The organism is Streptomyces sp. NPDC002537 (genome assembly GCF_053594975.1).
Map to the genome: position 1 here is coordinate 1 of NZ_JBSFWT010000162.1, position 8,073 is coordinate 8,073.

4 protein-coding genes are annotated in these 8,073 nt (G+C 72.4%); 3 read left to right on the forward strand and 1 reads right to left on the reverse strand.

Going from position 1 to position 8,073, the window contains the following annotated elements:
* Positions 1-120 precede the first annotated feature (120 nt).
* On the reverse strand, positions 121-2,748 hold the full coding sequence (glgP, locus tag ACWD4A_RS34830; RefSeq protein ID WP_451200416.1) for an alpha-glucan family phosphorylase: 2,628 nt from the start codon (positions 2,746-2,748) through the stop codon (positions 121-123).
* Between the two features lie 107 nt (positions 2,749-2,855).
* Here glgP and ACWD4A_RS34835 point away from each other — a divergent pair, with 107 nt between their 5' ends.
* From ACWD4A_RS34835 to treS, 3 genes are all read left to right on the forward strand, one after another.
* Entirely contained in the window at positions 2,856-3,767 is a 912-nt protein-coding gene (locus tag ACWD4A_RS34835) for a helix-turn-helix domain-containing protein (RefSeq protein WP_451200417.1), read from the forward strand.
* Between the two features lie 463 nt (positions 3,768-4,230).
* Positions 4,231-6,225 carry an alpha-1,4-glucan--maltose-1-phosphate maltosyltransferase gene (locus ACWD4A_RS34840; RefSeq protein ID WP_451200419.1) on the forward strand — a complete coding sequence of 665 codons (1,995 nt, stop codon included), beginning with the start codon at positions 4,231-4,233 and terminating at the stop codon, positions 6,223-6,225.
* Positions 6,222-7,955 (forward strand): maltose alpha-D-glucosyltransferase, encoded by a 1,734-nt coding sequence (gene treS, locus ACWD4A_RS34845; RefSeq protein WP_451200420.1) that lies wholly within the window; start codon positions 6,222-6,224, stop codon positions 7,953-7,955. Before ACWD4A_RS34840 ends, treS begins: the two co-directional genes overlap by 4 nt.
* Positions 7,956-8,073: the final 118 nt, after the last annotated feature.

Genomic DNA, 8,073 nt, shown 5'->3' on the forward strand with positions numbered 1-8,073 from the left:
GACGGGCTGAAAAACCAGCCCGTCCGGCGTTTGAGGACGCGCCCGCAGGGCGCTGGGGGTCCGGGGGTCTCCCCCGGTTACGGGAAGGGGCGGGGCTGGGGAACAAGCCCGCCGCAGGCGCTACCGCAGCAGAACCCCGGCCCCCTCCCCCGCCGTTTCCGGCGGAAGGGTGACCAACCCCAGTTCGGCGCCGCTCGCCAGAAGCCGGTGCGCCGGGAGGATCCGGACCGTGTACCCGAAGGGGCCGGTGCGGTCGAGGGTCAGCGGACCCTCGTAGAGGCGGCGGCCGTCGAGGCCCGGCGCCCCCGTCGGCTTCAGGGGGAACGTCGACGTGCGGCTCAAGCGGTCCGCCGGGTCCACCCGCCCGGCGACCGCCTGCACCTCGACGTCGGAGGGGCTCAGCGCCCCGAGCGTCACGCTCACCCGCAGGGACACCGTGGAGCCCAGCTCCGCCGTGCCGTTGAGCGCGGTGTCCGCGACGGCCTCCACGTGGTCGACGGCGATGCCGGGCCACGCGTCCCGCACCCGCCGCTTCCAGGCGGCGAGTTCCCGTGCCGCGTCCGGGCGCAGGGCGCGCTGGGCCTCGGCGGCGGGTCCGTACAGCCGCTCCACGTACTCCCGGACCATGCGCCCGGCGAGGACCTTCGGTCCGAGGGTGGTGAGGGTGCGGCGGACCATCTCGATCCAGCGGCCGGGCAGTCCGCCCGCGGCCCGGTCGTAGAAGCGCGGCGCGACCCGTTCCTCCAGCAGCCGGTAGAGGGCGGCGGCCTCCAGGTCGTCGCGGCGGTCCTCGTCGGTGGCGGTGCCGTCGGCGGTGGGGATGGCCCAGCCGAAGTCGGGCTCGTACCACTCGTCCCACCAGCCGTCCAGGACGGACAGGTTGAGGCAGCCGTTGAGCGCGGCCTTCATGCCGGAGGTGCCGCAGGCCTCCAGGGGGCGCAGCGGGTTGTTGAGCCAGACGTCGCAGCCGGGGTAGAGCTTCTGGGCCATGGCCATGCCGTAGTCCGGGAGGAAGACGACGCGGTGGCGCACCCGGGGGTCGTCGGCGAAGCGGACGAGTTCCTGGACGAGGCGCTTGCCGCTGTCGTCGGCCGGGTGGGCCTTGCCCGCGACGACGATCTGGACCGGGCGTTCCGGGTGGAGCAGGAGTTCCATCAGCCGGTCGCGGTCGCGGAGCATGAGGGTGAGGCGCTTGTAGGAGGGGACGCGGCGGGCGAAGCCGATGGTGAGGACGTCGGGGTCGAGGGCGCTGTCGATCCAGCCGAGTTCGGCGGTGCCCGCGCCGCGTTCGCGCCAGGAGGCGCGGAGCCGGTCGCGCACTTCTTCGACGAGTTGTTCGCGGAGGGTGCGGCGGAGTTCCCAGATGTCGGTGTCGGGGATGTCGGCGACGGCGTCCCAGCGCTGGGAGCCGCCGACGGTGAGGGCGTCCTCGGCGCGTCCGGCGCCGATCTGCCGGGCGCCGAGCCGGAGGACCTCGGGGGCGACCCAGGTGGGGGCGTGGACGCCGTTGGTGACGGAGGTGATGGGCACCTCCTCGGCGTCGAAGCCGGGCCACAGGCCGGCGAACATCTGGCGGCTGACCTGGCCGTGGAGGGTGGAGACGCCGTTGGCGCGCTGGGCGAGGCGGAGGCCCATGACGGCCATGTTGAAGAGGTTGGGCTCGCCGCCGGGGTAGCTCTCCATGCCGAGTTCGAGGACGCGTTCGACGTCGATGCCGGGGAGTTCCCCGGCGGGGCCGAAGTGGCGGGCGACGAGTTCGCGGTCGAAGCGGTCGATGCCCGCGGGGACGGGGGTGTGGGTGGTGAAGACGGCGCCCGCGCGCACGCACTCCAGGGCGGCGTCGAAGTCGGTGCCGCGCTCGGTGAGTTCGCGGATGCGTTCGAGGCCGAGGAATCCGGCGTGGCCCTCGTTGGTGTGGAAGACCTCGGGCTCGGGGTGGCCGGTCAGCCGGCAGTAGGTGCGGACGGCGCGGACGCCGCCGATGCCCAGCAGCATCTCCTGGAGCAGCCGGTGCTCGCCGCCGCCGCCGTAGAGCCGGTCGGTGACGTCGCGTTCGCCGGGGGCGTTCTCGTCGACGTCGGAGTCGAGGAGGAGCAGCGGCACGCGGCCGACGCGGGCCTGCCAGATGTAGGCGAGCAGGGAGCGGCCGCCGGGGAGGGCGAGGGAGACGCGGCTGGGGGTGCCGTCGGTCTCGCGGAGCAGGCTCAGCGGGAGCTCGTTGGGGTCGAGCAGGGGGTAGTGCTCCTGCTGCCAGCCCTCGCGGGAGAGCGACTGGCGGAAGTAGCCGTGGCGGTAGAGCAGTCCGACGCCGACGAGGGGGACGCCGAGGTCGCTGGCGGACTTCAGGTGGTCGCCGGCGAGGATGCCGAGGCCGCCGCTGTACTGCGGGAGGGCGGCGGTGATGCCGAACTCGGGCGAGAAGTAGGCGATGGCGGCGGGCAGTCCCTCGGGCTGTTCCTGGTACCAGCGGCGGCCGGTGAGATAGTCGTGCAGATCGTCGGCGGCCGCGGCGAGGCGGCGGCGGAAGCGGCGGTCTTCGGCGAGGGCGGCCAGCCGGGTGGCGGACACGGAGCCGAGCAGCCGCAGCGGGTCACCGGCGGCGGCCCGCCAGCCCTCGGGATCGACGGACTGGAAGAGCTCTCGGGTCTCGGGGTGCCAGGACCAGCGCAGATTGCGCGCCAGCTCGCTGAGCGGTCGTAGGGGCTCCGGAAGGACGGGGCGCACGCTGAATCGACGAATGGCCTTCACCGTCACGACGGTAGCGCCGCGGCCGCCCGGATTCCCGCGTGTTGGGGGCACTGCCTGACCCTGACAGGGGCAGGCGGGGCGCGCGCCCGTGTTGTTCACTGGGGCGCATGGATATACCTGCGGAGTTGGGGGACTTTCTTCGTACGCGCCGGGCCCGCCTCCAGCCGGAGGACGTGGGTCTGGTGGCGTACGGGGCGCGGCGCCGGGTGCCGGGGCTGCGGCGCGAGGAGCTGGCGCTGCTGGCCGGGGTGAGTGTCGCGTACTACACGAGGCTGGAGCAGGGGCAGTCGGGCAACGCGTCGGACGGGGTGCTGGACGCCCTGGCGCGGGCGCTGCGGCTGACGCCGGACGAGCACGCGCATCTGCGGAACCTGGCCCGGCCGGGGCGCGGGGTGCCGCGGCCCGCGGCGGGGCGGGCGGGGAGCGCGGGGCCCGGGGTGCGGCAGCTGGTGGCGGCGATGGCGGTGCCCGCGCTGGTCCTCGACGCGCGCTACGACGTGCTGGCGTGGAACCCGCAGGCGCACGCGCTGCTGGCGGGACATCTCGACCCGGACGGCCCGGGGCGGCCGGAGGAGCGGCCCAACACCCAGCGGCTGCTGTTCCTGGACCCGCACGCGCGGGAGCTGTATCCGCGGTGGGAGGAGGAGGCGCGGCGGGCGGTCTCCTCGCTGCGGGTGGCCGCGGGCGAGTACCCGGACGACCGCGCGCTGGCGGAGCTGGTCGGCGAACTGTCCATGCGGAGCCCGGAATTCGCGGAGCTGTGGGCGCGGCATCCGGTGCGGTCCTGCACATCCGGGGTGAAGGAGTTCCACCATCCATTGGTGGGGCGGATGAGCTTGTCGTTCGAGATGATGCGGCTGCCGGACACGGGTGGCCAGGGCCTGCTGGCGCTGTCGGCGGAGCCGGGTTCGCCGTCGGAGGCGGCGCTCGGGCTGCTGACCACGGCGGACGGCCCGGCGCTCGGGGAACGGCGCGACTGCCCGGCGACCGAGCCCCGCAGCCGGCAGCGCACCGCCTGATGCAGTTGTGCGAGGGGGAAATACGCCACGCGTACAGCGGGCGCTCCGGCGGGCGGACGACCCTACGGCTTCCGCAGTCGGCACGGGCGGCCCGCTACCCCTTCCGGCTGCCGCCTATCCCCTTTTCGCACATTGCACACGATCGGCTCAACGGGGAGACTTCATACGGGTGACGGGGTGCCGGCCGTCCTCCCCACTCGGTGCCACGGGAACTACGCACCGGTAGTTCTCGCGGGACGGGCATGCTCGCCAGGTGCCGATGGGAAAGCTCCCCCGGTACGCAGTGAACTCCCCGTGTCCGCCCCTCCGTCCACGGCTCCGCCCCTTCCGCATTTCTTCCGCACCCACCCGGGTGAACGCGGTCGGGAGCAGTCATGCCCGCACCCGGCCGACCACCGGCGGAGCGGATAGAAAGAGCAGAACCGCCAGCGCCCCTGTTCCCGTCGAACCTCCAGGTGATCCCATGATCGGTCGCATTCCCGTCCTGGACCTCGGCCCGCTCGTGGACTGCGGCCGCAGACCGGTCAAGGCGGTTGCCGGTGAGGCCTTCCAGGTGACGGCCACGGTGTTCCGCGAGGGCCATGACGCGGTGGGCGCCAATGTGGTGCTGCGCGGGCCCGCGGGCCGCTCGGGCCCGTGGACGCCGATGCGGGAGCTCGGTCCGGGCACGGACCGGTGGGGCGCCGAGGTCACCCCGGACGGCGAGGGCCGCTGGACGTACGCCGTGGAGGCGTGGAGCGATCCGGTGGAGACCTGGCGGCACGCGGCCCGGATCAAGGTCCCGGCCGGGATCGAGCCCGAACTGGTGCTGACGGAGGGCGCGCTGCTCCTGGAGCGGGCCGCCGCCGGGGTGCCGAAGAGCGAGGGCCGGGAGGCGGTGCTCGCCGCCGTCGACGCGCTGCGCGACCCCGGCCGCGGGCCCGGGGCCCGGCTCGCCGCGGCGCTCGCCCCCGAGGTCACCGCGGCCCTGGCCGCGCACCCGCTGCGCGAACTGGTCACCAGCAGCCGTCCGGTGCCGGTGCTGGTGGAGCGGGAGCGGGCGCTCTTCGGCTCCTGGTACGAACTGTTCCCACGCTCCGAGGGCGCCCGGGTGCACGAGGGCCGGCCGCCGGTGAGCGGTACGTTCCGTACGGCGGCGCAGCGGCTGCCGGCCGTCGCGGCGATGGGCTTCGACGTCGTCTACCTCCCGCCGGTCCACCCCATCGGCACCGCCTACCGCAAGGGCCCCAACAACAGCCTCGCGGCGGGTCCGTACGACGTGGGCAGCCCCTGGGCGATCGGCTCGGCGGACGGCGGGCACGACGCCCTGCATCCGGACCTCGGCACCTTCGAGGACTTCGACCACTTCGTGGCGCGGGCGCGCGAGCTGCGCATGGAGGTGGCGCTGGACTTCGCGCTCCAGTGCTCCCCGGAGCACCCGTGGGTGGACAAGCACCCGGAGTGGTTCCACCACCGCGCCGACGGCTCGATCGCCTACGCCGAGAACCCGCCGAAGAAGTACCAGGACATCTATCCGCTGGCCTTCGACGAGGACTTCGACGGCATCGTGCGGGAGACGCTGCGGGTGCTGCGCTTCTGGATGGCGCGCGGTATCCGGATCTTCCGGGTCGACAATCCGCACACCAAGCCGGTGTCCTTCTGGGAGAAGGTGCTCGGCGAGGTGGGCCGCACGGACCCGGACGTGGTGTTCCTGGCGGAGGCGTTCACCCGGCCCGCGATGATGCGGACGCTGGGGGCGGTCGGCTTCCAGCAGTCGTACACCTACTTCACCTGGCGCACCACCAAGCGGGAGCTCGTCGACTACGTCACCGAGCTGTCGGGGGAGGCGGCCGCCTGCATGCGGCCGAACTTCTTCGTCAACACCCCCGACATCCTGCACGCCTACCTCCAGGACGGCGGCCGCGCGGCGTTCGAGATCCGGGCCGTGCTCGCCGCGACGCTGGCCCCCTCCTGGGGTGTCTACGCCGGTTACGAGCTGTGCGAGAACACCCCGGTGCGGGCGGGCGGCGAGGAGTATCTGGACTCCGAGAAGTACCAGCTGCGGCCCCGGGACTGGGCCGCGGCGGAGCGCGAGGGGCGCAGCCTGGCGCCGCTGCTCACCGTGCTCAACCGGCTGCGGCGGCGGCAGCCCGCGCTCCGCCGGCTGCGCAACGTGCGTTTCCATGACGCCGACAACGACGCCGTCATCGCCTACTCCAAGCGGTTCGAAGGCTCCTGCGTGCTGACGGTCGTCAACCTCGACCCCCACCACACCCAGGAGGCGACGGTCTCGTTGAACATGCCGGAACTCGGCCTCGAATGGCATGAGTCCGTCCCGGTGCGCGACGAGCTCACCGGAGAGACCTACCACTGGGGCAGGGACAACTATGTGCGCCTGGAGCCGGGCCGTTCCATCGCGCCCGCGCACGTGTTCTCCCTGCGACCGTCCTCACCGATCGGAGGGTCACCCACACCATGATCGTCAACGAGCCTGTCCCCGACACGTTCGAGGACACCCCCGCGAAGGATCTGGATCCCGACTGGTTCAAGCGCGCCGTGTTCTACGAGGTGCTGGTCCGGTCGTTCCAGGACAGCGACGGCGACGGCATCGGCGACCTCAAGGGTCTGACGGCCAAGCTGGACTATCTGCAGTGGCTCGGCGTGGACTGCCTCTGGCTCCCGCCGTTCTTCCAGTCCCCGCTGCGCGACGGCGGCTACGACGTCTCGGACTACACCTCGGTGCTGCCCGAGTTCGGTGACCTCGCCGACTTCGTCGAGTTCGTGGACGCGGCGCACCAGCGGGGCATGCGCGTCATCATCGATTTTGTCATGAACCATACGAGCGACCAGCACGAGTGGTTCCAGCAGTCCCGGGCGGACCCCGACGGCCCCTACGGCGACTACTACGTCTGGGCCGACGACGACAAGCAGTACCAGGGCGCGCGCATCATCTTCGTGGACACCGAGTCCTCGAACTGGACCTTCGACCCGGTCCGCAAGCAGTACTACTGGCACCGCTTCTTCTCCCATCAGCCGGACCTCAACTACGAGAATCCGGCGGTGCAGGAGGAGATCCTGGCCGCGCTGCGGTTCTGGCTGGACCTCGGCATCGACGGCTTCCGGCTGGACGCCGTGCCGTACCTCTTCGCCGAGGAGGGCACCAACTGCGAGAACCTGCCGCGCAGCCACGAGTTCCTCAAGCGGGTGCGCGCCGAGATCGACGCCCACTACCCCGACACGGTGCTGCTCGCCGAGGCCAACCAGTGGCCCGAGGACGTCGTCGACTACTTCGGCGACTTCGCCGACGGCGGCGACGAGTGCCATATGGCGTTCCACTTCCCCGTGATGCCGCGCATCTTCATGGCCGTACGGCGGGAATCCCGCTACCCGGTCTCGGAAATCCTGGCCAAGACCCCGGCCATTCCCGCGCGCTGCCAGTGGGGCATCTTCCTGCGCAACCACGACGAGCTCACCCTCGAGATGGTCACGGACGAAGAGCGCGACTACATGTACGCGGAGTACGCCAAGGACCCGCGGATGCGCGCCAACATCGGCATCCGGCGCCGACTGGCCCCGCTGCTCGACAACGACCGCAATCAGATCGAGCTGTTCACCGCGCTCCTGCTGTCCCTGCCCGGCTCGCCGATCCTCTACTACGGCGACGAGATCGGCATGGGCGACAACATCTGGCTCGGCGACCGCGACGGGGTGCGCACCCCCATGCAGTGGACGCCCGACCGCAACGCCGGCTTCTCCTCCTGCGACCCCGGGCGGCTCTACCTGCCGACCATCATGGACCCCGTCTACGGCTACCAGGTCACCAACGTCGAGGCCGCCATGAGCAGTCCCTCGTCGCTGCTGCACTGGACGCGGCGGATGATCGAGATCCGGAAGCAGAACCCCGCCTTCGGACTCGGCTCGTACACCGAGCTGTCCTCCAGCAACCCGGCCGTGCTGGCGTTCCTGCGCGAAGTGCGGATGCCGGGACAGCGGGACGACGACCTGGTCCTGTGCGTGAACAATTTCTCCCGCTTCGCACAGCCGACCGAGCTCGACCTCCGGGCCTTCAACGGCAGGCACCCGGTCGAGCTCATCGGCGGGGTGCGCTTCCCCGCCATCGGCGAGCTGCCGTACCTGCTGACCCTCGCGGGCCACGGCTTCTACTGGTTCCGGCTGCGCAGGAGCGCGCCGCCGCCACCGGGACACTGAGCCGCGTCCCGGGGGGGGGGGGGGGGGGGCCCCCCGCGGGGGGGGGCCCGCCCCCCCCCGGCGCCCCCCCCCCCCCCCCCCGCGCGGGCCGCCCCCCCCCCCCCCCCCCCCCCCCGCG

Excerpts from the sequence above, each read along its gene's own strand:
- ACWD4A_RS34835 (WP_451200417.1), top strand. The coding sequence starts at position 2,856 with ATGGATATACCTGCGGAGTTGGGGGACTTTCTTCGTACGCGCCGGGCC.
- ACWD4A_RS34840 (WP_451200419.1), top strand. The coding sequence starts at position 4,231 with ATGATCGGTCGCATTCCCGTCCTGGACCTCGGCCCGCTCGTGGACTGC.
- treS (WP_451200420.1), top strand. The coding sequence starts at position 6,222 with ATGATCGTCAACGAGCCTGTCCCCGACACGTTCGAGGACACCCCCGCG.